At 65.5% G+C, this 25,648-nt stretch carries 19 protein-coding genes; 13 read left to right on the top strand and 6 right to left on the bottom strand.

The genetic code is table 11. The annotated features are described in order from the left end of the window. Positions 1–5 precede the first annotated feature (5 nt). A complete protein-coding gene (locus AC13EK_RS23620; protein WP_069336046.1) occupies positions 6–1,154 on the top strand; it encodes a GGDEF domain-containing protein in 1,149 nt (382 codons plus the stop codon). 37 nt (positions 1,155–1,191) lie between these two features. On the opposite strand, the gene AC13EK_RS23625 is transcribed toward AC13EK_RS23620, so the two are convergent. Then, the gene (locus tag AC13EK_RS23625) at positions 1,192–2,646 is read right to left on the bottom strand and encodes an AMP nucleosidase (protein WP_010338771.1); all 1,455 of its coding nucleotides are present in this window, start codon (positions 2,644–2,646) and stop codon (positions 1,192–1,194) included. Between the two features lie 93 nt (positions 2,647–2,739). After that, on the bottom strand, positions 2,740–3,222 hold the full coding sequence (locus AC13EK_RS23630) for a peroxiredoxin (protein WP_069336045.1): 483 nt from the start codon (positions 3,220–3,222) through the stop codon (positions 2,740–2,742). A 144-nt stretch (positions 3,223–3,366) separates the two neighbouring features. Between AC13EK_RS23630 and AC13EK_RS23635 the strand changes: the two genes are divergently transcribed. The 10 genes from AC13EK_RS23635 to trxA all read left to right on the top strand — a co-directional run bounded on the left by AC13EK_RS23635 (position 3,367) and on the right by trxA (position 17,649). Next, positions 3,367–3,927 carry a YqgE/AlgH family protein gene (locus AC13EK_RS23635; protein WP_004207178.1) on the top strand — a complete coding sequence of 187 codons (561 nt, stop codon included), beginning with the start codon at positions 3,367–3,369 and terminating at the stop codon, positions 3,925–3,927. Between the two features lie 185 nt (positions 3,928–4,112). Continuing rightward, entirely contained in the window at positions 4,113–4,703 is a 591-nt protein-coding gene (locus tag AC13EK_RS23640) for a hypothetical protein (RefSeq protein ID WP_004207177.1), read from the top strand. A gap of 119 nt (positions 4,704–4,822) precedes the next feature. Then, positions 4,823–6,241: an adenosylhomocysteinase gene (ahcY, locus tag AC13EK_RS23645; RefSeq protein ID WP_010338767.1), complete on the top strand. Its 1,419-nt coding sequence runs from the start codon at positions 4,823–4,825 to the stop codon at positions 6,239–6,241. A 179-nt stretch (positions 6,242–6,420) separates the two neighbouring features. Beyond that, a complete protein-coding gene (locus AC13EK_RS23650; protein ID WP_125997539.1) occupies positions 6,421–8,769 on the top strand; it encodes a sensor histidine kinase in 2,349 nt (782 codons plus the stop codon). A 7-nt stretch (positions 8,770–8,776) separates the two neighbouring features. Beyond that, a complete protein-coding gene (gene tsaE / locus AC13EK_RS23655) occupies positions 8,777–9,220 on the top strand; it encodes a tRNA (adenosine(37)-N6)-threonylcarbamoyltransferase complex ATPase subunit type 1 TsaE (protein ID WP_081331616.1) in 444 nt (147 codons plus the stop codon). Then, complete coding sequence (locus tag AC13EK_RS23660) at positions 9,217–10,203, top strand: aminoglycoside phosphotransferase family protein (RefSeq protein WP_069336040.1); 987 nt, start codon at positions 9,217–9,219, stop codon at positions 10,201–10,203. The genes tsaE and AC13EK_RS23660 overlap by 4 nt, the downstream gene beginning before the upstream one ends. Next, entirely contained in the window at positions 10,200–10,907 is a 708-nt protein-coding gene (locus AC13EK_RS23665; RefSeq protein WP_069336039.1) for a nucleotidyltransferase family protein, read from the top strand. The genes AC13EK_RS23660 and AC13EK_RS23665 overlap by 4 nt, the downstream gene beginning before the upstream one ends. Beyond that, entirely contained in the window at positions 10,900–13,878 is a 2,979-nt protein-coding gene (gene addB / locus AC13EK_RS23670) for a double-strand break repair protein AddB (RefSeq protein WP_069336038.1), read from the top strand. The genes AC13EK_RS23665 and addB overlap by 8 nt, the downstream gene beginning before the upstream one ends. Further along, positions 13,859–17,269 (top strand): double-strand break repair helicase AddA, encoded by a 3,411-nt coding sequence (addA, locus tag AC13EK_RS23675; protein WP_069336037.1) that lies wholly within the window; start codon positions 13,859–13,861, stop codon positions 17,267–17,269. Before addB ends, addA begins: the two co-directional genes overlap by 20 nt. Positions 17,270–17,301: 32 nt before the next feature. Beyond that, positions 17,302–17,649: a thioredoxin TrxA gene (gene trxA, locus AC13EK_RS23680; protein WP_257011054.1), complete on the top strand. Its 348-nt coding sequence runs from the start codon at positions 17,302–17,304 to the stop codon at positions 17,647–17,649. A 53-nt stretch (positions 17,650–17,702) separates the two neighbouring features. On the opposite strand, the gene AC13EK_RS23685 is transcribed toward trxA, so the two are convergent. Genes AC13EK_RS23685 through AC13EK_RS23700 form a run of 4 tightly spaced genes read right to left on the bottom strand, consistent with a single transcriptional unit; the run spans position 17,703 to position 21,901 of the window. Then, complete coding sequence (locus AC13EK_RS23685; RefSeq protein WP_069336036.1) at positions 17,703–18,314, bottom strand: glutathione S-transferase family protein; 612 nt, start codon at positions 18,312–18,314, stop codon at positions 17,703–17,705. Between the two features lie 17 nt (positions 18,315–18,331). Continuing rightward, positions 18,332–19,129: an inositol monophosphatase family protein gene (locus AC13EK_RS23690; RefSeq protein ID WP_069336035.1), complete on the bottom strand. Its 798-nt coding sequence runs from the start codon at positions 19,127–19,129 to the stop codon at positions 18,332–18,334. Positions 19,130–19,141: 12 nt separating this feature from the next. Beyond that, on the bottom strand, positions 19,142–20,368 hold the full coding sequence (gene argJ, locus AC13EK_RS23695) for a bifunctional glutamate N-acetyltransferase/amino-acid acetyltransferase ArgJ (RefSeq protein ID WP_277788308.1): 1,227 nt from the start codon (positions 20,366–20,368) through the stop codon (positions 19,142–19,144). A gap of 51 nt (positions 20,369–20,419) precedes the next feature. Continuing rightward, positions 20,420–21,901, bottom strand: coding sequence for an ArnT family glycosyltransferase (locus AC13EK_RS23700; RefSeq protein ID WP_483022410.1), 1,482 nt, complete (start codon positions 21,899–21,901; stop codon positions 20,420–20,422). A gap of 290 nt (positions 21,902–22,191) precedes the next feature. Here AC13EK_RS23700 and secA point away from each other — a divergent pair, with 290 nt between their 5' ends. Together secA and AC13EK_RS23710 are read left to right on the top strand one after the other, a co-directional pair. Beyond that, positions 22,192–24,924: a preprotein translocase subunit SecA gene (gene secA, locus AC13EK_RS23705; RefSeq protein ID WP_069336879.1), complete on the top strand. Its 2,733-nt coding sequence runs from the start codon at positions 22,192–22,194 to the stop codon at positions 24,922–24,924. Positions 24,925–25,084: 160 nt separating this feature from the next. Continuing rightward, entirely contained in the window at positions 25,085–25,600 is a 516-nt protein-coding gene (locus AC13EK_RS23710) for a glycine zipper 2TM domain-containing protein (protein ID WP_069336887.1), read from the top strand. Positions 25,601–25,648 lie beyond the last annotated feature (48 nt).

Consider the following 25,648-nt stretch of genomic DNA (forward strand, 5'->3'; position numbering starts at 1 on the left):
GGCGCATGAGCGCGCCGGCCGTTATTCTTTCCCTGCTTTTCGGTACTGCCCTGGTGATGACTATCGCCATGGGTGTTTCATGGCTGCATTTCGGTCGCCAGAGGCATGTGCTGACCTGGACCGCATCCTATGCGGTCGCCATCCTCCAATGGATCGCCAATGCCGGTGGCTATTTCCTGCACAGCCGCTGGCTGTTCATCCTGACCGGCATCGGCCTCATTGTCAGCGCGTCGCTGCTGGCGATCGGCATCCGTCAGCGTTCGGGCCGCCCCTTGCAGTTGCTCGCCTTTGCCGTCCCGGCTGTCCTGGTGAGCCTGGCAATGGCGATTGCGATCGGGCCAGTGGGTAGCCAGATCATGCAGGGGATGATCATTCCTGCCTATGTCGGTCTGCTCATGGCGGTCAGTGCGCTGTCGCTCTGGCCGCGCAACCGGTCCTTCACGCCGCCCGAACTGGCCTTCTTCGCCGCGCTGCTCGCCTTTGCTCTGGGTCAGCTGGCGCTGGCCACATCGGCAGCCCTGATCCGCGGCCCGGAGGACGGCAAGGAACTCTATCGCGCGATCCTCGGGCTGTTCATGCCGACCGTCTATGTCGGCACGGCGGTTACGGCCGTGCTGGTGGTGGCGGGCGATCTTGCCCAGCAGCTTCGGCAGCAGATGATGCATGATCCGCTGACCAATATCCTCAACCGTCGCGGTATCGAGGAAGCAGCCGAAAGGGCGATCGCCAACGCCAGGCGGCAGGGGCGACCGGTTGCGCTGGTCATCTGTGACCTGGATGGCTTCAAGGGGCTGAACGACGGCTATGGTCATATGGCGGGCGATGCCGCGCTGCGCGGCTTTGCCCATCTGCTGACCAACGCGGTGCGGCGCGGTGATGTGGTCGGCCGCCTGGGTGGCGACGAGTTCGGCCTGCTGATGGTGGATACCGGCGCGGAAGTCGCGGCCGATGCGATGGAGCGCGTGCGCGCCGAAATCAGTTGCCTGCGCCTTGGCGAAGCGCCCCAGGCGCTGTTGCGCGCCAGCTTTGGCGTTACCGATTTGCGGCCGGATGATCGGGAACTGGACGATCTGGTCGCGCGGGCGGATGCGGCGCTTTATGCTGCGAAGCGCGACGGCAAGAACCGGGTCACGGTATCCCGCGCCGCCGCCTGATCCATCGGGATCGGGCAACGACGCGGGGGTTCCTGCCTTACCGGAAGGGCGGCTCGTTGAAGGCGCGCAGTTTGCGGCTGTGCAGCTTTGGCCCTTCCTGACGCAATAGTTCGCAGGCCATCAGGCCGACACGTAGATGGCCGGCAATGGCTTCCTCATAGAAGCGGTTGGCCTGGCCGGGCAGCTTCAGTTCGCCATGGATCGGCTTGTCCGATACGCAGAGCAGCGTGCCATAAGGGACGCGGAAGCGATAACCCTGGGCCGCGATCGTCGCGGACTCCATGTCGATGCCAACCGCGCGCGACAGGCTGAAGCGCAGGGCGGAACTGGAATAGCGCAATTCCCAGTTGCGATCGTCGGTGGTGACGACGGTGCCGGTGCGCAGGCGGCGCTTGAAATCCTCCGGGTTTCCACCGCCCAATATCGCTTCGGCGGCGCTCGCCATCGCGACCTGGACCTCGGCGATCGCCGGCACCGGGATTTCCGGCGGCAGCATCTCGTCGAGGACATGGTCGTCGCGCAGATAGGCGTGGGCCAGCACATAATCGCCGATCCGCTGGCTGGGTCGCAGGCCGCCGCAATGGCCGATCATCAGCCAGGCTTCGGGGCGAACGACGGCCAAGTGGTCGCAGATGGTCTTGGCGTTGGACGGGCCGACACCGATGTTGACAAGAGTGATGCCGCTGCGATCCGGCGCGATCAGATGATAGGCCGGCATCTGATGCTTGCGCCAGGCGCTGTCGGCGATCATCTGCGCGGGATCGGCGGTTTCGGGCGTAACGAAGACGCCACCGGCACCCGACAGCGCAGTGAAGCGGCTGTCAGGGCGCTGCAGTTCCTTGCAGGCCCAATCCACGAACTCGTCGACGTAACGATGATAGTTGGTGAACAGGATATAGCGCTGCACATGCTCGGCCGGGGTGCCGGTATAGTGCTTCAGGCGCGCCAGCGAGAAGTCGGTGCGGAGCCCGTCGAACAGGGCGAGCGGACGGTCCCCTTCGGCATCCGGCGTGAACAGTCCGTCAGCGATCTCGTCGCCGATCTCGGCCAGTTCCGTTGCCGGGAAGTGGCGCGCCAGCTCGGTCGGCGGCGTGCCGTCGAGCGCGTTGATGTCGAGTCCGTCGAGGACATAGGGGAAGGGGATCTGCTGATCCGACAGGCCGGTTTCGACCTCCACGCCATAGTCGCGGACCAGAAGGTCGATCTGTTCGGCGAGATAATCGGCGAACATGGCGGGCCGGGTGACCGTGGTCACATAGCGGCCGGGCTTCGACAGGCGCGCGAACGAACGGCCCGGCGGTGGTGCCTGGCTGTCATCCTGATAGGTGACCCGCAGTTCGGGGTAGCAGAAGCGCCGGTCTGCCCGCGCCTCGGGCGGCGGGATGCTGCCGTCGCGGGCATAGGCACGCATGGCCTCCCGCAGATTTTCGATGGATGTCTGATAGATGGCGTCGAGTTGCGCGACGATCGCTGTGCCGATGCTCTGTGTCATCACCTCTTGCTACCGCACTTGTGTGACGGAAGGAAGATGCCAGCGAAACAATCGCGCGCCCGACCGATCTGGCCGGGCGCGCGACCGGAAAATTCAGAGCTGTTCGAGCATGAAGTCGGCCGAGGAGACCTTGAAGTCGCCCGGTGCTTCGACGTTCAGTTCCTCGACGACGCCGTCCTTGACGATCATCGAGAAGCGCTGGCCACGCTCGCCAAGGCCGAACTTGCTGCCGTCCATGGTCAGGCCCACGGCCTGCGCGAAGCTGCCATTGCCGTCTGCCAGCATCGTCACCTTGTCATCGGCGCCGGCCGACTTGCCCCATGCGCCCATGACGAAGGCATCGTTGACGGCGGTGCAGGCGATCTCGTCGACGCCCTTGCCCTTCAGGGCCTCGGCCTTTTCGATGAAGCCGGGCAGATGCTTGGCCGAGCAGGTCGGCGTGAAGGCGCCGGGCACCGAGAAGAGGGCAACGGTGCGGCCCGCGAAATAATCATCCGAAACAACCTGTTCGGGGCCGTTTTCGGTCATCTTCGTGAAGGTGGTGCTGGGAAGGCGGTCACCCTTGGCGATGGTCATATCTTGTCTCCTGGCCTGTGGCGTCGCGGAGTTCGTTGCTCGCGCCTTCGCTGTCAAGGGTGCGGGTGCGGAATATGGCACGATGCCCCTTTGTCGCGACGGTCGCCGATTGGCATTGGCGCGTTTCTGCCTATATTCCGCAGCATGACCGATCCGCGCTTCTATGGCGGCCGCTTCCTACTGGCATTGCCAGGCATGGAAGATGAGCGCTTCGACCATTCCGTGATTGCGCTATGCGTGCATGACGAGGATGGGGCGCTGGGTATTTCCCTGAGCGAGGAGGTCGAGGGGGTCGGCTTGCGCGACCTGCTCCAGAGTTTCGATATCGACGCTTCGGCCATTCCTGACCAGCCCGTCCTGAAGGGCGGACCGGTGGAGCCGCGGCGCGGCTTCGTGCTGCATTCGCTCGATTGGGCCGGGCAGGACATGGTGCAGTCCGGGCCGGACTGGGGTCTTTCCGGCTCGCTCGACATATTGAAGGCGATTGCCGAAGGGCGCGGCCCGAGCCGCTATCTTGTCGCGCTGGGCTATGCGGGCTGGGGCGCGGGCCAGCTGGAACGGGAAATGGCGGGCGAAAGCTGGTTCCTGGCCGAGGGCGATGCGGCCCTGCTGTTCGACACGCCTGCGCACCGCAAATGGCGCGCGGCCTATGCCGCCGCGGGGGTCGATTCGGCCCATCTGGTGAGTGGCGGCGGGTCGGCCTGACTTTTTGATCCGTTGCGCTGTCGATTTCCGGCCGTTTCAGGGATGGAACGACAAAAGCCGTTGGCCGCTTGTTCTGGCATCGTAACTGAACCGTTTAGGGTAAATTCGCTTTAACCATAGCGCGATAGATTGCAGCAATCGGTTCCGCTCATTCTCCGTCCTTGGGGAATATGCGGGGTTATTTCATGAAGAAGATTATCTGTGCGGCACTTGCCGCAGCGATGCCGCTCGCGCCGGCGTCGGCAGCGACCTGCTGGAAGAAGGATCATGTCGAGGCGGCGCAGGTCCGCAATTTCGAGATGATGCTGATGGTGTCGGCGCTTCGCTGCAATACGAGCGCCTATGATTTCCTGCCGGCCTATAACCAGTTCGTGCGTGAAAAGCGGACGGCCCTGGTCGAGGTGAATGACGCGCTGCGCAGCCACTTTGCGGACGTTGCGGGTCTGGAAGGCGGTCTCGACGCCTATGATGATTATGTCATCATGCTGGCGAACAGCTATGGCGCGGGTGCTGGCGGGCTGGAATGCCGGGATCTTCAGGCGATCCAGGCGGCGGCCAATGCGGTCCCGGCCAATCGGGCTGCGATCTGGAAATTGTCGGAATCTGCCGGCATCGCGCCGCGGATCGATGCGCCCCAGTGCGACATGGCGATCGCGCTGGCCAATGATCTGCTGGCCGACGAAGGTGTAAGCGGCGGCTCTGTGGGCCGATCCATCGCCATGGCCGAAGGAGCAGCGCGCCTGCCGTCCGCACAGGCTCGGGGTCCGGCCAATTAACACATAAAGAAAACTTTATATTGAGTTGCCATGCTTGGCGGCGATTGGTAAAGCCCGACCATCGCCGCCGCCTTTCTTATGCCGGCGGCCGGTCAATTTCTAATGATGGAGACAGGCTCGTGGCCACCGTACCCGCTGACAAGGCGCAGGATTATGTGATCGCCGATATCGGCCTTGCCGCCTTTGGTCGCAAGGAAATCGAGATCGCCGAAACCGAAATGCCCGGCCTGATGGCTCTGCGCGCCGAATTCGGTGCGTCGCAGCCGCTCAAGGGCGCGCGCATCACCGGTTCGCTGCACATGACGATCCAGACCGCCGTGCTGATCGAGACGCTGACCGCGCTGGGCGCGCAGGTCCGCTGGGCGACCTGCAACATCTATTCGACGCAGGACCATGCCGCCGCCGCGATCGCCGCGTCGGGCGTGCCGGTCTTCGCCGTCAAGGGCGAGAGCCTTCAGGAATATTGGGACTATGTCGAGCGCATCTTCGACTGGCACAATGACGACAGCGGCGTCTGCAACCTGATCCTCGACGATGGCGGCGACGCCACCATGTTCGCCCTGTGGGGCGCCCGCGTCGAAGCCGGCGAAGAGCTGTTTACGCCGTCGAACGAGGAAGAGGAAATCTTCTGCGCCGTGCTGAAGCGCGTGCTGGCCGAGCGTCCCGGCTTCCTGACCAAGACCGTCCAGTCGATCAAGGGCGTGTCGGAAGAAACCACCACCGGCGTGCATCGCCTGTATGAACTGTCGAAGAAGGGCAAGCTGCCTTTCCCGGCAATCAACGTGAACGACAGCGTCACCAAGTCGAAGTTCGACAACCTCTATGGTTGCAAGGAATCGCTGGTCGATGCCATCCGTCGTGGCACCGACGTCATGCTGGCCGGCAAGGTCGCCTGCGTTGCCGGTTTCGGTGACGTCGGCAAGGGTTCGGCCGCATCGCTGCGCAATGGCGGCGCCCGCGTCCTCGTGACCGAGGTCGATCCGATCTGCGCCCTGCAGGCCGCGATGGAAGGTTATGAAGTCGTGACGATGGAAGAAGCCGCGCCGCGCGCCGACATCTTCGTCACCGCGACCGGCAATGAAGGCGTTCTGACCGTCGATCATATGCGCGCCATGAAGAATATGGCGATCGTGTCGAACATCGGTCACTTCGACAGCGAAATCGAAATCGCGGGTCTCGCCAACATGAAGTGGACCGAGATCAAGCCGCAGGTCGACGAAGTCGAATTCCCCGACGGCAAGAAGATCATCGTCCTGTCGAAGGGCCGTCTGGTCAACCTGGGCAACGCCACCGGCCACCCCAGCTTCGTGATGTCGGCCAGCTTCACCAACCAGACGCTGGCGCAGATCGAGCTGTGGACCAAGAGCGAAACCTACGGCAACGACGTCTATGTCCTGCCCAAGCATCTGGATGAAAAGGTCGCTGCGCTGCATCTGGAAAAGCTGGGCGTGAAGCTGACCCAGCTCAGCCAGCGTCAGGCCGACTATATCGGCGTGCCGGTCGAAGGCCCGTTCAAGCCGGACCACTACCGCTACTGAAAATTGGAAAGGGGGAGGGCCATCCTCCCCCTTTTGCCTTATCCGATGCCCGGACCATGCTGTGCCGGGCATTCATCATATCTGGGCGCTTTCCGCCGGCGCCAAGTTGCGTTAGGCCCGTGGCCATTGGTCTGTATGAACGATAAACAACTGGTCGCGAACGGGATGGGAATGGCGCAATGGGGTCTATGAGCCCGCTTGCCACTTTGTTGCTGGGCACGGTGATGGCCGGCTGGCTGGGGGCTGCGATATGGGCGCTGGTCACGGGCCAGCGCATGCGCCGCGCAGGCATGCAGGCGCAGGGCAAGCTGGATCGGCTGACGACGCTGCTGGCGTCGGCGCCGGCTGCGCCCGTCATCATTCATCCTGACGGCCGGATGGAGGCCGCCGATCGGCTGGGCAAATGGCTGGGCCGGGACCGTGTGCCGACCTTCGTGTCCGAACTGACGGCGCCCGATGGCGGGCTTGAGCCGGCCGATGCCGCTGCACTGGGGCGCGAGATCGGCGCCGCACAGAAAGCGGGCAAGAGTTTTTCGCTGCCGATCCGGGGCAGCGGCTCGTCGCGCACGCTGCTGGTTCGCGGTGCGCCCGCCGGGCCGGCGCTGGCCGCCAATGGCGGCGTCGTGCTGTGGATCTTCGACGCGACCGACAGCCAGGCGGAAATCCAGGCGCTAAGCGCGACCGTCGGGCAATTGCGCGAGGCGTTGGAGGCGCTCGCTGGACTGGTCGAGGCCGCGCCCTTCCCGATGTGGCACCGCACGCCCGACCTGCGCCTGAGCCTGGTCAACAGCGCCTATGTCCGCGCCGTCGACGGCGCTGGTGCCCATGACGTGATCATGAACGGCACCGAACTGGTCGAGAATGTGAACGGCTTCAGCCCGCAGGACGCCGCGGCACAGGCGCTCGACGAAGGCAATTCGCTTGCCCGTATCGTTCCCGCAACGATAGATGGCGAACGGCGGACGATGCGCGTCGTTGACGTGCCGCTGGGCGCGGCCGGGGTCGCAGGTTTCGCGATGGACCAGCATGAGCTGGAACAGGCGCGGGTCGAGCATCGCCGGTTGGAAGCGGCCCAGCGCGATCTGCTCGATCGGCTGTCAGCCGGCGTCGCGCGCTTCGGTCCAGATCGGGCGCTGCGCTTCTGGAACCAGCCCTTCATCAGCCTGTTCGGCCTGAAACAGGAAGCGCTCACGGATGCACCGCTGTTCGAGCGCGTGCTGGATCAGATGCGCGATGCCCGCCGCCTGCCGGAAAATCGCGACTTCCCGGCCTGGCGCGCGGAGCGGCGCGACTGGTTCCTGTCGCCGGATCCGCTGGAGGAGAACTGGCTGCTGGTCGATGGCACGCATTTGCGCGTCTATGCCCAGCCGCTGCCCGACGGTGGCCTGTTGCTGATCTTCGAGGATCGGACCGAACAGGTGCAATTGTCGAGTGCGCGCGACACGCTGCTGCGGGTGCGGACGGCGACCTTCGACAATCTGTTCGAGGCGATCGGCGTCTTCTCGTCGGATGGGCGCCTGCATCTGTGGAACAGCCGTTTCCGCACCATCTGGGACATCAGTGAAGAAGCGCTGGGCAAGCATCCCCGCATCGACGAGTTGATGCGCGCCGTGCAGAGCCGCCTTGCCAAGCCGCAGCAGAGTAATCTGGTGCGCGAACTGGTCCGCGCGGCAACGGTCGAGCGCAAGCAGCGTGTTGGCCATGTCGGCTTTGCCGACGGGCGTATCTTCGAATTTGCCGCCATTCCGCTGCCGGACGGCAATGCGCTGTTCACCATGCTGGATGTCACCGACAGCCGGCGGGTCGAGCAAATGCTGCGCGACCGCAACGAGGCGTTGGAGCAGGCCGACAAGGTCAAGACCGCCTTCGTCACGAACATGAGCTATGAATTGCGCACGCCGCTGACGACCATCGCCGGCTTTGCCGAGATGATGAGTGCTGGCTATGCCGGTGAACTCAGCGACAGCGCGGTCGAATATGTGAACGGCATCCTTCAGAGCACCGGCCGCCTGTCGATGCTGATCGACAATGTGCTCGACCTCACCCAGGGCGAGGCCGGCACCTTGCCGATCGAACGCAGCGAGGTCGATCTGGCGGCTCTGGTGCGTGCCAGCGTGGCGCGCATCGATGCCGAGGCGAAGGCCAAGGGGATCGATCTTGCCGTCACCTTGCAGGATACGCTGGGGGTGATCCAGGGCGATGCACGCCGGATCGGCCAGGCGGTCGATCATCTTCTGGAAAATGCGGTGCGCTATTGCGGCTCGGGCGCACGGGTGCTGTTGCACGGCGATGGCGGCCCCGATCTCGCGCGCCTGGTCGTGTCGGACAATGGCCCCGGCATCGATGCCACCCGGCAAGCCACGATCTTCGATGCGATCAGTCGCGCCGAACAGAATCGCAAGGGCGCGCGCGCGACGATCGGCCTGCCGCTCGTCAAGCAGTTGGCACAGGCCCATGGCGGCACGTTCGAACTGGTATCGGAGCCGGGTCAGGGAACGATGGTCGTGATCGAGCTGCCGCGTGGCTGAGCTGGATATGATGCTGGAGGGCGAGGGCGCCCAGCTCGATCTGGGCCGACGACTGGCGGGCCATGTCCGCATCGGTGACGTCATCGCGCTGGAAGGCGGTCTGGGCGCCGGCAAGACGACGTTGGCGCGCGGCCTGTTGGAGGGGCTTGGCCTGGAGGGGGAGGCGCCCAGCCCCAGCTTCGCGATCGTCCAGCCCTATGACATTCCCGATGTCCGCCTGCCGGTCGCCCATGTCGATCTCTACCGGCTTGATGATGCGGAGGAAGCGGCCGAGCTGGCGCTGGACGAATATCTGCAGGACAGTCTGCTGATCATCGAATGGCCCGACAGGCTGGGCGATGGGCTCTGGTCGCACGCCCTGTTTCTGACCATCATGATCGAGCCGGATGGCGCACGGCGCTTGACAGCGCGCGTGCCCGACGCTTGGACGGACCGATGGTCACAGATATGATCCCCCCCGCAACCGCCCCCGCTTTCCTCACGCAGGCGGGTTGGGATGGCGCCGCCATCGTGCCGCTTGCCGGCGATGCGTCCTTCCGCCGCTATTTCCGCGTGGTCGACGGCGGCCGCCGTGCCGTGCTGATGGACGCGCCGCCGCCGCATGAAGATCCGCGCCCGTTCATTGCGATTGCGCAGCATCTGCTGGGTCAGGGCTTTGCCGCGCCGGCAATCCTGGCGCAGGACCTGACGCAGGGCCTCGTCCTGATCGAAGATTTTGGTGACGAGCGCCTGAAGGAGCATGTCGAGGAGGATCCGGCGGGTGAACTGGCGGTCTATCGCCGCGCGATCGATCTGCTGGCCGACCTGCACAAGCTGTCCGCTGCCGATGTCCCGCCCTATGACCGCGCGGTCTATCAGCGCGAGGTCGGGCTGCTGACCGAATGGTATTGCCCGGCGCTGGGGCTGGACGTCGATGCCGACGCCTATCATGCAGCCTGGGACGCGGTACTGCCGATCGCCGAACAGTCGGCAAGCCCGGTCGTCACCGTGCTGCGCGACTATCATGCCGAAAATATCATGCTGATTGACCGGCCCGAAGTGCGCGGCCTGGGTCTGCTCGATTTCCAGGACGCGCTGGCCGGCCACCCGGCCTATGACCTCGTCTCGCTGCTGCAGGATGCCCGGCGCGACGTGCCTCCCGAACTGGAGGCGGCGATGCTGGCCCATTATCATGCAGTCGCCAATCCGCCGGCCGATTTCGACGCCGCCTATGCGGTGCTGGGCGCCCAGCGCAACGCGAAGATCATCGGCATCTTCACCCGCCTGTGGAAGCGCGACCACAAGCCGCGCTATCTGTCCTACCTGCCGCGCATGTGGGGGCTGCTGGAGCGCGATCTGGCCCATCCGGCGCTGGCGCCGGTCAAGGCCTGGTTCGATGCCAATATCCCTGCCGACAAGCGTCATCATGCGCTCGCGGAGTTCGCCCAGGCATGATCGATACCGCCATGCTCATGGCAGCAGGACTCGGCAAGCGGATGCGCCCGCTGACGGCAACCCGTCCCAAGCCGCTGGTGAAGGTCGCCGGCAAGGCGCTGATGGACCATGCGCTCGATCGCCTGGCGGCCGGTGGCATCAAGACCGTGGTCGTCAACGTCCATTATCTCGCCGATACGGTCGAGGCGCATCTCAAAACGCGCAAGGACATGGACTTCCGCATTTCCGACGAGCGGGCCAAGCTCCTGGAAACCGGCGGAGGGCTGATCCACGCCAGGCCACTGCTCGGCGACAAGCCGTTCATCTGCGCCAATAGCGACAATCTCTGGATCGACGGCCCGGCCGAGACGCTGGGCATGATGCAGCGGCTATGGGATCCCGAACGGATGGACGCGCTGCTGCTGCTGGTGCCGCTGGCGCGGGCCAATTGCCATAGCGGACCGGGCGATTTCCATATGGACGCCAATGGCCGCCTGACGCGGCGCAAGACCGCCCATGTCGCGCCGTTCGTCTTCACCGGCGTACAGATCCTTTCGCCCCGCCTGCTGGTCGATCCGCCAGCGGATGTCTTTTCGACGAACATCTTCTGGAACCGTGCAATCGCGGCCGGGCGCCTCTATGGCGCAGTGCATCAGGGGCTATGGTTCGACGTGGGTACGCCGCAGGCCATCCCCGTCGTGGAGTCGATGATCGCCCATGGGTGATCGGGCCAAGCCGGCGCTGTACACCATCCCGGCGCACCGCGCCTTCGCCGACGCGCTGGTTGCCGGCATCTTGGCGCAGCAGGGAAGCGATCCGGTCCGTCTGGCGCAGGGCATGATCCTGTTGCCCAGCAATCGCGCCGTCCGGGCCGTCAGCGACGCCTTTGTCCGCCGGGCCGAAGGCGGCCTGCTGCTGCCCCGTCTGGTCGCGCTGGGCGATCCCGAACTCGGTGAGGAAGTCGGTGGCGCGCTCGACCCGCTCTGGGAAGGCGATGCCGTTCCCGCCGCCATCCCGCCGATGCGGAGACAGATGATCCTGGCGCGCATGGTGCAGGATGCGGGCGGCGCAGCCGATGCCGGGCAGGCGCTGCAACTGGGGCAGGCGCTCGGTGCCGTGCTCGACCAGATGCAGGTGGAGCGGGTGCCGGTCGATGCGCTGTCGAAGCTCGACCTGATCGAGGGGCTGTCGAGTCATTGGGAAAAATCGCTCGGCCTCTTCTCCATCCTGATTGCGCGTTGGCCGGCTGAACTGGCACGGCTGGGCTTCATCGACCTTGCGGATCGGCGCAACCGGCTGTTCGACCGGGTTGCTGCGCGCTGGGCGGAGGCTCCACCGCCGGGCTTCATCGTCGCGGCCGGCATCAGCGCAACTGCGCCGGCGATCGCCGGGCTGCTGCGGCGGATCGCCGAACTGCCCAATGGACAGGTGGTGTTCGCCGGCCTCGACCAGAATTTGGACGAGGACGCCTGGGCCGCGATCGGTCCGTTCCCGCCCGATCCCGTCACCGGCCGCAGCGCTGCGGGACATGAGACCCATCCCCAATATGCCTTGAAGCGCCTGCTCGACCGGATGAGCGCCAGCCGCGAGGATGTCGCCCAGTGGCGCTGGGGCAGCGAGCATGATGCCCGGGCCGTGCGCGGCCGCAATATTTCCAATGCGATGCTGCCGCCGCGCCTGACCAGTCGCTGGCGCGATCTCAAGACCGCCGATCGCTCGCTGGCCAGGGTCGAGGCGCTGGAGGTAGCGACGCCGGGCGAGGAAGCGCAGACGATCGCCATCGCGCTGCGCGAGGCGCTGGAAACGTCCGAACGCACCGCCGCGCTGGTGACGCCGGACCGACAACTGGCGGTGCGGGTTTCCGCGCATCTGCGCCGCTGGGGCATAGAGGCCGACGATTCCGCCGGTCAGCCCTTGTCCCGCCTGCCGCCCGGCACCTTGCTGATCGCGATGGCGGAGGCGGCGGCCGAGCGTTTCGCGCCGGTCGCGCTGCTGACCCTGCTCAAGCATCCGCTGGTAATGCGCGGCGAAATGCGTCTGCCCTGGCTGGAGGGCGTGCGTCAGCTCGACCTGCTGCTGCGCGGACCGCGGCCGCAGGCGGGGCTGCGCGGCATCGACCTGCTGCTGGAATCGCGTGAGGGCGATGACCGGCAGAAGGATCTGCGCGCGCAGGCCCGCGCATGGTGGCCTTGGGCGCGCGACCTGCTGGAACCGCTGGAGGCCGCCTTCGCGCTCGCGCCCGATCTGGCCGGGCAATTGGCGGCCGTGCGCGAGCAGGCCGGGGCGCTCACCAATGACGCGCTCTGGGCCGGGCATCAGGGCCATGCCGCCGCCGACCTGTTCGCCGAGATGGAGGCCGCCGCGACCGAAGGGCCGCGCCAGGCCGATATCCGCTCCTTGCCCGCACTGCTCGACCATATGCTGGGCGGCGTGTCGGTGCGCCCGCCACAGGGCGGCCATCCCCGCATCGCCATATTGGGTCTGGTCGAGGCGCAGCTGGTTCAGGCGGACCTGATGATCCTGGGCGGCCTCAACGAAGGCAGCTGGCCGGGCCTGCCATCGCCCGATCCCTGGCTGGCGCCGCGCATTCGCCGCGAACTGGGCTTGCCGGGTCTCGAAACCCGGATCGGCCTTGCCGCGCATGATTTCGCGAGCGCGCTGGGCGCCCCGCATGTCCTCATCACCCGTGCCCGGCGCGGCAGCGGCGGGCCGGCGATCGCCTCGCGCTTCTGGCTGCGGCTGAAGGCGATGGCCGGGCCGCAATGGAAAACCGCCGATCGTTATCACCTGCTGGCCGATGCGCTGGACCTGCCACCCAGCCACCGGCCGTCCGCGCGCCCTGCGCCGGTGCCGCCGCTTGCCGCCCGGCCGACCCGCATTCCGGTTACCGATGTCGACCGGCTGAAGGCCGATCCCTTCGCTTTCTATGCCCGGCGCATCCTGAAGCTCAATCGGCTCGATCCGGTCGATGCCGATGCCGGCCCGGCCTGGCGCGGTACGGTCGTGCATGAGATATTGGAGCATTGGGCGCAGGGTGGCAGCCGCGATCCGGCCGATCTGGAGGCGCGCGCCCGCGCCCTGTTCGCCCGGCCCGATGTTCATCCGCTGCTCCGCGCCCTGTGGCAGCCGCGCCTGATCGAGGCGATCCGCTGGATCGCGGCCGAAGTGGCGAAGGATCAGGCCGCGGGTCGCCATATCCTGGCGGTGGAGACGGAAGGGAAGGCGGAGATTGCCGGCGTTCTATTGACCGGCAAGGCCGATCGCATCGATCGGATGCCCGACGGCAGCATCGGCATCGTCGACTACAAGACCGGCAAGCCGCCCAGCGCGCGGCAGGTACGGGGCGGCTATGCGCTGCAGCTCGGCCTGCTCGGTTTGATTGCGGAATCCGCCGATGGCGCCTTCCCCGGCGTTGCCGGCGCGCGGGTGGCGGGCAGTTTCGAATATTGGTCGCTGGCCAAGAAGGGCGACGCCTTTGGCTATCGCGAGAGCCCGGTCGATCCGATGGGCAAGCGCGACAAGGTCGTCACCGCCGATTTCACCGCCTTCGTCTACGACCAGTTTCGCGACGCAGCCGAAACCTGGCTGACCGGCGCCGCGCCCTTTGCCGCGCAGGTCAATCCGGAAGTGGCCAATTATGGCGATTATGACCAGCTGATGCGGCTGGAGGAATGGTATGGGCGCGACGATGGCTAAAGGCTCCAGCCCTTTGCAACCGCTGGCCGGCGCGCAGGCGCTGGCCGCAGCGCCCGACGCCCATGTCTGGCTGTCGGCCTCCGCCGGCACTGGCAAGACCCATGTGCTGACCGCGCGCGTCTTCCGCCTGCTGCTCCAGGGCGTGCGGCCGGAAAATATCCTGTGCCTGACCTTTACCAAGGCCGGCGCGGCGGAAATGGCCGACCGTATCCATGACCGGCTCGCCACCTGGGTACAGGCCGAGGAACGCGACCTGTTCAACGATCTGGAAGCGCTGGGCGAGGAAAGCGGGCCGGAGGCGCGCGACCGCGCCCGGCGCCTGTTTGCCGAAGTGCTGGAATCGACCGGCGGCGGCCTGCGCATCCAGACCATCCATGGCTTCTGCCAGCAATTGCTTGCCTCCTTCCCGTTGGAGGCGGACCTCGCCCCCGGCTTTCGTCCGCTCGACGCACGCGAACAGGGTGTGCTGGCCCGCCAAACGCTGGCCGATATGGTCATCCGGGCCGAAGAGCTGGGCGATGGCGACCTGATCGACGCCTTGCAGGCTTTGAGCCTGCGACTGGGAGAGGGGGCGGCCGAGACTTTCCTGCTGCGCTGTGCCGCCCGCCTTTCCGCACTGACAGAGCTACCCGGCGATATCGGTCCCTGGCTGGCGCGCGAACTGGGCCTGCCCGAAGGCGATATCGACGCCTGGCTGGCGGACCAGTGCAGCGACGACATGTTCGACATGCGCAGCCTGGCCTGGGTGGCACAGGCTAATGCCGACTGGGGTACGGGCCGGGCGCTGGAACGCTGCGACCGGATCGCCGCGTGGCGCAGCCGCGATCCCGCCGCACGTGCCGCGGCCCTGACCGACCTGCACAGCGCCTGGGCGAAGGCGGATGGCGACCTCATTTCCGCCAAGGGCTGGGTGCCGCCGATCGACGGCTATGGCGAGGCCACGGCACGGCTCCATGCCCGCTGCGCCGAGCTGATCGGGGTCAAGCTTCAGGCCGATTATGCCGCGCTGCTGGCCCGCGCGCTCCATGCCGGCCGCGCCTATGCCCGCGCCTATGACGAAGCCAAGCGGCTCGCCGGCGCGGTCGATTTCGACGACCTGATCGCGCGCACGGCCTCCCTGCTCCAGAAGGAGGGGATCGCCGAATGGATCCGCTACAAGCTGGACCAGCGGATCGACCACATCCTGGTCGACGAGGCGCAGGACACCAATGTCCACCAATGGGCGATCGTCGGCGCGCTGGCGGCCGAGTTTTTCGCCGGTGAGGGCGCCAAGGCCGACAAGGTCCGCACCATCTTCACCGTGGGCGATTTCAAGCAGGCGATCTTCGGCTTCCAGGGCACCAGCCCGCAGGCCTTTGCCGCCGCGCAGATGGTGTTCGCGCGCCATGCCGACATCGCCGGCCATGCCTTTCACGACCTGTCGCTCGATCGCAGCTTCCGCTCGACCCCGCCGGTGCTCGATCTGGTCGACCGGACGATCGCCACCTTGCGGGCGCAGTCGCTGGGCCTGACCGAGGGCGAAGTCCGCCATATCAGCGCCAATCGGCATCCCGGCGACGTGCTGCTGTGGAAGCCGACGATCGCGGGCCTGGCCGACGAGGTCGAAGGCGAGGAGGATTGGGTCGCCGATCAGGAACGGGAACTGGCCAGCAAGATCGCGCGCCAGATCCGGCAATGGATCGACGACAAGATGATGCTGGAGGCGCGGGGGCGCCCGGTCCGCCCCGACGACATCATGATCCTGGTCCGCCGCCGCAGCGAACTCGCCCGACTGATCGTCGCGCGCCTCTATGAGGAAAAGGTCGCGGTGGCGGGGATCGACCGTCTGCGCCTCAATGCGCCGCTGGCGGTCCGTGACCTGCTGGCCGCGCTGCGCTTTGCTACGCAGCCCGACGATGACCTGAACCTTGCCGCCCTGCTGGTGTCGCCACTGATCGGCTGGACCCAGGACGAGTTGATGGAGCGGGCGATCGGGCGCAAGGGCGGCCTCTGGCGCCATCTGCTCCAGCGCTTGGACGACGCCCAACTGCTGCCGCTGCGCCAATTGCTGGGGCAGGCGGATTTCACCACCCCCTATCGCTATCTGGAGGCGATCCTGTCCGGCCCGATGGACGGGCGCCGCCGCCTGATCGAGCGGCTGGGCGCGGAAGCGGCCGACCCGATCGAGGAATTGCTGAACGCGGCGCTCGGCTTCGAGGCGGACGACCATCCCTCGCTCCAACGCTTCATCGACTGGTTCGACCGCGGCGAGGTGGAGATCGTCCGCGACGCGGCGGCACAGGGCGATGCGCTGCGGCTGCTGACCGTGCATGGCGCCAAGGGGCTGCAGGCGCCGATCGTCATTCTCGCCGATGCCTGTCTTGATCCCGACGCCGGCAACCGGATGGATTCGCTCGAATGGAACGGCCTGCCGATCCTGGCCCCGCGCAAGGGCGAGCGACTGGGGCCGATCGGCGAGGTCGCGGCCGATGCCGCCGCGATCGAGCGGGAGGAGCATTGGCGCCTCCTCTATGTCGCCCTGACCCGCGCCGAGGAAAAGCTGATCGTCGCCGGATCGCTCGGGCCAAGGGCCAAGGGCGAGGTCAAGCCGCAAAGCTGGTATGGCGCAGTCGATGCGGCGATGGTCGACATGGGCTGCGACTGGGAAGCCGATCCGCTCTGGGGCGCCCGCCGTCGCTGGCGCGGGACCGAGGCGCTGACGCCCAAGGCGACGCAGCCCGAAAGCGCCGAAGACAAGCCTGTGGTGGTCGAGCCCGACTGGCTGCGCGCGCAGGCGCCGGCGGAACAGCGCCCCCCCCGACCGCTGGCGCCGTCCGCGCCGGTCGAGGATGATGTCCCCAATCCGCCGCCGACGGCTGCGATGCGGCAGGCCGCCGAGCGCGGTCGCTGGCTCCATGCCCTGTTCCAGCGCCTGCCGGACCTGCCCGCCGAGCGGCGGCGCGAGGGCGCCGAACGCTGGCTGGAACAGCAGGGGGCAGGGGATGCCGCTCTGCGCCGGGACGTGATCGACCATGCGCTGCGGGTGATAGAGGATCCGCATTTCGCCGCCCTGTTCGCGCCGGGTGCGCTGGCCGAAGCGCCGATCGCCGCGGTCGTGGGCGAAGCGGTGATTGCCGGCACCGTCGACCGGCTGCGGGTCGAGGCCGACCGGGTCCAGCTGGTCGATTTCAAGACCGGGCGGATGACGCCGCGCGATGCGGAGGAAGTGCCGGTCCCCCATGTCCGGCAGATGGCGGCCTATGTCGCCGCGCTGGAAGTGATCTTCCCCGGCCGCGCGGTGGAAGCAGCCCTGCTCTATACCAGCGTGGCGCGGCTCATCGCGCTGCCGGCGGCGCAACTGGCGCCCTACAAGCCGGGCTTTTCGCCCACGCAGCAATATTTGCTGCTGTGACCCGTTGAGCCAAGGGCGCAGCCATCCTAGATATTGACCAACTTAAGGAGTTTGCAGTTATGGCCACCAAGGCAGTTACCGATGTCAGCTTCAAGCAGGACGTGATCGACGCCGACAAGCCCGTCCTTGTCGACTTCTGGGCCGAATGGTGCGGCCCGTGCAAGATGATCGGCCCGGCTCTGGAAGAGATTAGCGAGGAACTGGCCGACAAGGTCACGATCGCCAAGATCAACATCGACGAAAATCCCGATGCGCCGGGCCAGTATGGCGTGCGGGGCATCCCGACGATGATCCTGTTCAAGAATGGCGAAGTCGCCGCGACCAAGGTCGGCGCCGCGCCCAAGAGCGCGCTCAAGGGCTGGATCGAAAGCGTCCTCTAAGTCGCTGGTAAATCTAAAAAGGGGACGGCAGCCCGGCTGCCGTCCCCTTTTTATTAGCTGAGCGGGATCATTACCAGTTCGGCATAGGCCGGCTTTTCGCGCAGCCGATCATACCAGGCGCGCAGATGCGGCAGGTCGGGCCGCGGCATGTCGAGCGTGAAATAGGTGTGGGCGTAGACGCCCATCGGCACATCCGCGACACCGAAATTGACACCCGAAAGCCATTCTTGATCCGCCAGCGCCCGGTCGAGGATCGTCATCGCCGCGCCGGACGCCTGCGCGGATGTCTCGACCACCTGTAAATTTCGCTGTCCATCTTGGCGTCGCACCAACTGGATGAAGGCGTCGCGCTGGGCGTCGGCAAAGCTGAACTGCCAGTCCATCCATTTGTCGCCCTGCGCCCGCAGCGCCGGGTCGGTGGGATAGATCTCCTCCGATGCATAGCGATGGGCGAGATAGCGCAGGATCGCGTTGGATTCCCACAGTATGACATCGCCGTCCTCGATCGTCGGGATCAGGCGATTGGGGTTCATCGCCAGATAGGCGTCGGACATGCCATGTTCCATGCCGACATCATGCCGCACGAAAGGCAGGCCGATTTCCTGCGCGAACCAGGCGACCTTCTTCACATTATGCGAATTGAGGCGGCCCCAGATCGTCAGCATGCTCGGTCTTCCTTCGGTCAGGCATAATAGGTCTTGGCGGCCAGATCCCACAGGCGCGGCGAGGATGCGCCCATCAGGCCCCGGCGCTGTTCACCGACCCGATAGGCGCTGCCGTCGAGCCGCTGGCAGCAGCCCCCCGCCTCATTGACAAACAGGGTGCCGGCCGCATGGTCCCAGGGCAGCACGCGCGCAAAGATCGACACGTCATTCTGCCCCAGAACTAGCCTTGGATATTGCTCGGCGGCGCAGCGGGGAATGTCCACCATGGTGAAAATGGCCTGCGACTTGCGCTCCATTTCGGCCCGTTCCTCTGCCTCCATGAAGATGGTGGAAATGGCAGCGATCGGCAGGTCGCCGCTACTTTCCTTCGCCATAATCCGTTCGCCATCGACATGGCTGCCGCCGCCCAGGGTCGCATGGCACAACCGCCCGGTCAGCGGATCGAGGATCCAGCCGGCCAAAGTGGCGCCATTGTCGGCCAGCGCGATCATGATGCCGAAGGGCGGCTTGCCCGACGCGAAATTGCCCGTGCCATCGATCGGATCGATAATCCAGTTGAGGCCGTCGCCGGCGCGGTCGAGGATTGATGGGTCGGCCGCGCAGGCCTCTTCGCCGATAACGCCGGCTTCGGGCAGGATCGAGGTCAGCCCTTCGGCCAGCCGGATTTCGCTTTCCTTGTCGGCGATGGTGACGAAGTCGTTCGCCGCCTTCTCGCTAATCTCTTCCGCCGCCAGATTCTGGTAGCGGGGCATGACGATATCGCGCCCCACCTGTCGCATCAGCGCGACGACGGGATCATGCAGTTCCACCATCATGCGCCAGCCCTCTTAGCTGCGATAGTCCGCGTTGATCGAGATATAGCCATGGGTCAGGTCGCAGGTCCACACCGTGGCGCGGCCCTCGCCCAGGCCGATATCGACGCCGATGACGATATCCTGGCCCTTGAGATGGGCGGCAACGGGGGCCTCGTCATAGCCGTCCAGTGCCAGGCCGCCGGCGGCGACCTGCGTCGCGCCGAAGCGGATCGCCAGCTTGTCGCGCTCGGCCGGTTCGCCCGCCTTGCCGACGGCCATGACGACGCGACCCCAATTGGCGTCCTCGCCGGCGATCGCGGTCTTCACCAGCGGCGAATTGGCGATCGAAAGGGCAATGCGATGGGCGCTGGCGTCGCTTTCCGCGCCCTCGACCGTGATCTCGATGAACTTGCTGGCGCCTTCGCCGTCGCGCACGACCAGATGGGCGAGTTGACGGCACAGGTCGGAGAGCGCGGCGGCGAAGGCGTCCGCGCCGGCATCTTCCATCGAAACGAGTGGCGCATTGCCGGCCTTGCCGGTGGCGAAGGCCAGCACCGTATCGCTGGTCGAGGTGTCGCTGTCTACGGTGATGCAGGAGAAGGTCCGCTTGTTTGCCGCTGACAGAATCTGCTGCAGCAGCGCCGGATCGATCGCGGCGTCGGTGAAGATATAGCCGAGCATCGTCGCCATGTCGGGCGCGATCATGCCCGATCCCTTGATGATGCCGACCAGATCGACGCGAGTGTCGCCGATCATCGCCGAGACATGGGCGCCCTTGGCGTAGGTGTCGGTCGTGCCAATGGTCTTGGCCGCATCCTCCCAACCGCAGGGCGCGGCGACGAAGGCCGCTTCCAGGCCCGCCTCGGCCTTGTCGATCGGCAGCGGCACGCCGATCACGCCGGTCGAGGAGACGAAGATGTCCGACGGCTGGCACGACAGGTGATTGGCGACCTTGGCGGCGATAGCCTCCACGGCGGCGCGGCCGCGATGGCCGGTGAAGGCGTTGGCGTTGCCGGCATTGACGACCACGGCACGGGCCTGGCCCATGGGGATGGCGTCGCGGCACCATTCGACCTCGGGCGAGGGGCATTTGCTCTGCGTCGTCACGCCGGCGACCGCCGTGCCCGCATCCAGCTCGACATAGGTAAGGTCGCACCGGTCCCAATTCTTGTATCGCGCCTTGGCGACACGCAAAGTCACGCCAGCAATGGCGGGCAGGGCGGGGAAGGCGGCGGGGGCGAGGGGGGAACGGTCGGTCATGGGGCGCGGAATGAGCGAAATCCCCCCTTGCGTCAATGGCCCGATCGGGTGCTAGTCCCGCAGATAGAGGCGCCCGACGCCATCGGGCATCGGGACCATGCGATAGCCATGGCGGCGGGCGTAATATTCCACGCTGTCGTCGGGGCGCAGTGGCAATTTGCGCGTGCCATTTTCATAGCCGGTAAGGATCGCTGCCGGCATGGCGCGATCCAGGTCCGGCAGGGTGGCAGGCGTCAGCGCATGGAGCCGGCGGGCCTGCTCGGGACGGAGCGTCCAACCGGTGCGATAGACGAACGGGCCGGTTGCCAAGCGCGGATCGAGCGTCAGGCCGCTATCGATCACGAGATGCGGCGAGAGGGTGAGGATATCGGCGCCGCCTGCGGCACGCACCGTCGTGCCCAGCCAATGGGCATTGGCTTGCGCGGCCAACAGCGGCGATCTGGTACGGGCAGCCGTCACCAGATCCCGGATCGAGGGGATGAGGCCGGGGATCGTTGCCAGGCAGAGCAGGGCCAGCATCGCCTTGCGCCGCAGCGGCAGCCAGTGACGGGCATCGTCGAGCAGATAGCCCAGTGCGAGCGCGAGCGGCGGCAGCAACGGCATCAGATATTGCAATTGGGTCGGGGTCGGCAGCGCGGCGCCGATCAGCGCGCCGACACTCATCCAGATCGCCAGCCGACGCCCCGATGAGCGCATGCGGCCACGGGTCGCGATCCAGTTGACGATGAGCAGCAGCAAGGCGACGAGCGCTGGGCCCTTCCAGAGATATTTGAGAAGGTCGCGCAGCTTTTCCGTCGTCGCCAGCTCCTGCGCGGCGCCGTTGGCGGCATACCAGGCGTGGGGCGCGGTCATGCCATAGGTCAGGACGCCGTAGAGAAAGCTGTCGCGCCCTGATATCCAGGCGATGGCCATGGGCGCCATGCCCAGCAGCGCGCCGAGTGCCAGGAATAGGGCGGCGCGAATAGCGTGCCGGCCGCCGCTGGCGATGACGAACAGGCCGACGGTCGCGCCGAGCGGGGCGAAATTGAGCTTTGTCGCGATGGCAAGGCCGTAGAGGATCCCGGCTCCAAGCCAGTGGCGGTCCGAGCGATGACGCAGGCCAAGCAAGGTCAGCAGCATTGCGGCGGAGGCCAGCAGGGTCGCCAGCATATCGTTGCGGACCACGGAGCCGCTGAACTGGAACGCGGCTGTTGCCGCCATCAGTAGCATGGCCAGGGTAGCGCTGGAGCGCGATATGCCTGCCGCACGCTGGGCCGCCCAGATGAGCGCAAGCGTCGCGAGCGCCATGACGGCGGTGGCAAGGCGCATCGCCAGTACCATATGGCCCGATGCGATCAGGCTCAGCGGTGCCAGCCCCCAGGCGTGCAGCGGCGGCTGAAGATAAAGAAAATCGCGAAACATGACCGCATGCCCGCTGAAATAGGCACCGGCGACATATTGGCTTTCGTCATGATCGAAGGGCGCCGCAATCGCGGCGATCAGGAACCAGCCGATCAATGCGCTGACCAGCAGCGCCGCCAGAGGCAGGCGCAATCGGCGCGACGGCGCCATGGAAATGGAACGATACACCCTGTTTGCGACCCTTGTTGTCGTGGCGCTCTTGCGGCGGCGTGCGCCCAAACGCAAAATATTTTCGGCGGCGCGTCGCGCCTGCACGACGGCAGGACGGCGCGGCTAAGGCAAAGCCGCATCGGGCAAAGCCGTTACAGCCGTGCGACAGTCCGTCGCATTGATTGACTATCGGCTGTGCCGTGCCTAAATCGCGGCGCATATCTGCCCATGTGTCCGTTGGACCCATGGCCCCCTCATTGTCAGGAATTTGCATGTTCGGCGCACTCGCCAAGTCTATCTTCGGATCGTCCAACGAACGTTATGTGAAATCGCTGGGCAAGGTCATCGACCAGATCGCCGCCTTCGAACCGACGATCCAGGCGATGAGCGATGATGAACTGGTGAACCAGACGGCGCGCTTCCGTGAGCGCCTGGCCAATGGCGAGACGCTGGACGGCCTGCTGCCCGAAGCCTTTGCGACCGTTCGTGAAGCCTCGGTCCGCGTGCTCGGCATGCGTCACTTCGACGTCCAGATGATCGGTGGCATCGTCCTGCATCGCGGCGAGATCGCCGAAATGCGCACCGGTGAGGGCAAGACGCTGGTGGCGACGCTCGCCACCTATCTGAACGCGCTTGAGGGCAAGGGCGTCCATGTCGTCACCGTGAACGACTATCTGGCCAGCCGTGACTGCGAATGGATGGGGCAGGTCTATCGCTTCCTGGGCCTTACCACCGGCGTGATCGTGCCCAACCTGTCGGAAGACCAGCGCCGCGAGGCCTATAATGCCGACATCACCTATGCGACCAACAATGAACTCGGCTTCGATTATCTGCGCGATAACATGAAGTTCGATCGCGGTGCGATGGTCCAGCGCCCGTTCAACCATGCGATCGTCGATGAAGTCGATTCGATCCTGATCGACGAGGCGCGCACGCCGCTGATCATTTCCGGTCCGACCGACGACAAGTCGGAGCTGTATGTCGCGGTCGACGCGATCGTGAAGCAGCTGGTCGAGGAGGATTATGAGAAGGACGAGAAGCAGCGCACGATCACGCTGACCGAAGACGGCACCGAGAAGATCGAGCGCCTGCTGGAGGCCGCCGGCCTGCTCCAGGGCAATAATCTCTACGATTTCGAGAACACGCAGGTCGTCCATCACGTCAACCAGGCGCTGCGCGCGGTGGTGATGTTCCGCCGCGACATCGACTATATCGTCAAGGACGGCAAGGTCGTCATCATTGACGAATTCACTGGCCGTATGATGGATGGTCGTCGCTGGTCGGATGGCCTGCACCAGGCGGTGGAAGCCAAGGAAGGCGTCCAGATCGAGCCGGAAAACCAGACGCTCGCATCGATCACCTTCCAGAATTATTTCCGCATGTACCCCAAGATTTCGGGCATGACCGGCACCGCATCGACCGAGGCGACCGAATTCTACGAAATCTACAAGATGAACGTCGTCACCATCCCGACCAACCGGCCGGTACAGCGCGTCGACGAGGAAGATACGTTCTACAAGAATCTGGAAGACAAGTTCCGGGGCATTGCGCGCACCATCAAGGAACATGCCGAAAAGGGTCAGCCGGTGCTGGTCGGCACCGTGTCGATCGAAAAGTCGGAAATGCTGTCGGAATTCCTCAATCAGGAAGGCGTCAAGCATGCGGTCCTGAACGCGCGCTTCCACGAGAGTGAAGCCCATATCGTTGCCCAGGCAGGCCGCAAGGGCGCGGTGACGATCGCCACCAACATGGCTGGCCGCGGCACCGACATCAAGCTGGGCGGCAATCTGGAGATGCGGGTCGAGGACGAACTGCGTGATATGCCGGAAGGCCCCGAGCGCGAGGCGGCGATCGCCCGTATCGAGGTCGAGATCGAGGCGGAGAAGCAGGAAGTGCTGGCGGCCGGTGGCCTGTTCGTGCTGGCGACCGAGCGGCACGAAAGCCGTCGTATCGACAATCAGCTGCGCGGCCGTTCGGGCCGTCAGGGCGATCCCGGCCTGTCGCGCTTCTACCTCAGCCTCGACGATGACCTGATGCGCATCTTCGGCCCGGACACGATGTTCGCCAAGATGATCCGCTCCAACCTGGAGGATGGCGAGGCGCTGCCCCCGTCCAAGTGGCTGAGCAAGGCGATCGAGACCGCCCAGCGCAAGGTCGAGGCCCGCAACTACGACATCCGCAAGCAGGTCGTCGAATATGACGATGTCATGAACGACCAGCGCAAGGTGATCTACGAGCAGCGCAGCGACATCATGGACGCCGAGACGGTGGACGATGTCGTCACCGACATGCGCCATGAGACGGTCAATGACCTGGTCGGCGCATCCTGTCCGCCGGGCACCTATCCCGAACAGTGGGATATGGAGCGGCTGAAGCTGCGCACGGCCGAAGTGCTGGGCCTGGAGCCTGATTTCGACGCCTGGCTGGCTGAAGACGCCGTCGATCCGGAAATGATCGAGGAGCGGCTTGCCGGTCTGGCCGACGCGGCCATTGCCGAGAAGACGCAGGAAGTCGAAGCGGCCGACTGGCACATGATCGAGAAGAGCATCATGCTCCAGAGCCTCGACCATCACTGGAAGGAGCATCTCTCGACGCTCGACGCGCTGCGCCAGGTGGTGCATCTGCGCGCTTATGCGCAGAAGACGCCGATCAACGAATATAAGCAGGAGGCCTTCGCCCTGTTCGAGCGCATGCTGGAAAATATCCGCGAGGACGTGACCAGCTCGATCGCGCGGGTGCAGTTCCGTATGGAAGCGCCGCAGCCGCAGTTCGACCTGCCGGTACTGCCGGACTTCATCACCACCCATATCGACCCCTTCTCGGGCGAAGATAACAGCGCGGATATCGATGGCAGCCAGTTGGCGGGCATCACCACTATCATTCCGCGCGCACCGGTGGACAATGTCGCGCCGGGCGAGTTCGCCAATCTGGACATCAGCCGCAATGCGCTGTGCCCCTGCGGTTCGGGCCAGAAATACAAGCATTGCCATGGTGCGCTGAGCTAAGGCGCGACCACAGGCGAGAAACAGGGAAGGGCGTTGCCGATGGCAGCGCCCTTTTTTTGTTTTGGTCCTGCAATGAAAATGGGGAACTCTTGCGCTGACAGGCCGTTGCGCATTGCGCCTGTGCGATGCGGACCGGATGTTCCGGCGGAAGGAGAAGGGCATGAGAAAATTTGCGATGGTATTGGCCTTGGCTGTGATCGCGGCCCCGATTGCGGCAACTGCTCAACATCCGCCCGGCCATGGGCAGAACAAGCCTTCGCACAATAATGGCAACGGTCCGGGCAACCGACCGCCGGGCCATAATAGCGGGCCGGGTCCTGGCGCATCCCACGGCAAGCCATCCCATAATAATGGACGCCCGCCGGCACCGGGCAAGCCATCGCATTCCGCCTCCCACGGCGGGAAATATTATCCGGACCAGCATTATCGCCCCGGTTCCTCGCGGGATCGCTATCGGATTGACCGGAACACGCGCATCTATCGCGGTGGTAACGGGCGATATTATTGCCGTCGCAACGATGGATCGACCGGCCTGATTGTCGGTGCGGCCGTCGGCGGCCTCCTGGGCAATGCGCTGGGTGACGGCGATTCCGGCGTGCTGAGCACGATCCTGGGCGCAGGCGTCGGCGGCGCGCTGGGCCGCGAGATCGATCGCGGTAACGTCTATTGCGAATGATCGATCACCAGAATGCGCAGTGCCGCCGACCGCGTGATCGGCGGCACT

Source organism: Sphingobium sp. L-44, from assembly GCF_056859495.1.